Annotated in this window: 2 protein-coding genes; both read left to right on the top strand. The window is 58.9% G+C overall.

Annotated features, from left to right (window positions below; all coding sequences use genetic code 11):
* Window positions 1–69: 69 nt before the first annotated feature.
* Window positions 70–1026: a fumarylacetoacetate hydrolase family protein gene (locus P0D80_RS50035; RefSeq protein ID WP_408296135.1), complete on the top strand. Its 957-nt coding sequence runs from the start codon at window positions 70–72 to the stop codon at window positions 1024–1026.
* On the top strand, window positions 1023–1597 hold a 575-nt coding region (locus tag P0D80_RS50030; RefSeq protein ID WP_408296132.1), incomplete at its 3' end, for an AMP-binding protein. The genes P0D80_RS50035 and P0D80_RS50030, both read left to right, overlap by 4 nt.

Raw genomic sequence — 1597 nt, 5'->3', positions numbered from 1 at the left:
GCAAGCTGCGCTCGCTGGCAAAGCTTTTCGCCTGAACCAATCCCTTCCATAGAATCCGGAGATCGAAAAATGGCACTTCACGTTCTGCATTATTTGCATCAAGGCCGCGCCCAGTGGGGCGTGGTCGCTAATGGCGCTATCACGCCGATTCCCGGCGAATTCAGGTCGACCGCCGAGTTTATCGAGGCCAATCCGGTTGAACGGCTGCTGGTGCTCGACGGTCCGACGATTCCCGAGTCGAAGGTCCAATGGTTGTCGCCCGTGACTGCCACCCAGCAGTTCATCTGCCAGGGCGCGAATTATCGCCAGCATATGATCGAGTCCGGTATGGACCCGGATGTGAAGAAATTCAACATGATCTTCACGAAGGCGACGAGCTGCATCGTTCCAGCCGACTCGGCCGTCGTGAAGCCAAATGAAGTCCGGTTCCTCGACTATGAGATCGAACTCGGTCTCGTCCTCAAACGCGACGTTACGTCCCGCGAGACCGTCACCGACGACAACCTGCATGACTACATCGCCGGCGCCGTGATCGTGAACGACTACTCCGCGCGCGACATCCAGATTCCGCAGATGCAGTTCTACAAGGGCAAGAGCTATCGCACTTTTGGCCCTGTCGGCCCTTACCTTTGCCTGCTGGAGAAACAGGATATTCCGAAGCTGAAGGAGCTTGTGCTGACGCTGACGGTAAACGGAACTGTCCGCCAGAATGACTCCACTGCGGGTCTCGTCTACGGCCCGGCAGAGACCTTGACGGAGCTTTCCGGCATACATGACCTGCGCGCTGGCGACCTGCTCGCGACCGGGACGCCGTCCGGCTGTGCGCTGAGCATTCCGTCGCCGGAAAAGATGCGCGCCGCGGCGCAGCTGCCTGAAGCGGAAAAATGGCGTCTCTTCCTGAAGATGCAGGAGGAGAGGCCACAGTACCTGCGGGTTGGTGACGTCGTGGAGGCGTATATCGCCAGCTCTGACCGCTCGATCAATCTGGGCGTACAGCGTAACGTCGTCGTGGAAGAGGCAGCATGACAGGCGTCGCAAACGTACACGATGTCCTTGCCATTGAAACGAAGGGGCAGCCAGCGGATCTCCCGTCGGGCACCTACGAGATGATCTGTCGGGGCGCGGCCCTCAATCCGTCTGCGCCCGCACTTTCGTTCTTTGCAACGGCCGACGACTACAGGAATGCCGAGTGCTGGACGTATAGTGAACTGGTGCACGATGTCACGCGAACCGCCAACATGCTTGCACGCCTGGGAGTACAGCGCGACTCAGTTGTCGCATACGTTCTGCCCAACCTTCCTGAAACGCATTTTGTGATCTGGGGCGGGGAAGCTGCCGGGATCGTCTGCGCGATCAATCCGTTGCTTGAGAGCGAAGCTATCGGTGAATTGCTCAACGCTTCATGCGCGAGCGTGCTCATAACCCTGGCGCCGTTCCCAGGAACTGACCTTTGGCAGAAGGTGCAAGCGGTACTGCACAAAGCCCCTTGCCTGCAGGAACTGGTGCTCGTGAATCTGGCCGACCGCATGCCGGGCGAAAAGCGATTCGCGGCCCGAATGCTGCAACATGGAGAGTGTTCAAGACTGCATGGTCCTGG

The organism is Paraburkholderia sp. RL17-373-BIF-A (assembly GCF_046030175.1).
Classification (GTDB): domain Bacteria; phylum Pseudomonadota; class Gammaproteobacteria; order Burkholderiales; family Burkholderiaceae; genus Paraburkholderia.
This window is presented reverse-complemented; position numbering and strand designations above follow the sequence as displayed.

Coding starts and splice junctions, on each gene's coding strand:
- P0D80_RS50035 (WP_408296135.1), top strand. CDS start 70: ATGGCACTTCACGTTCTGCATTATTTGCATCAAGGCCGCGCCCAGTGG.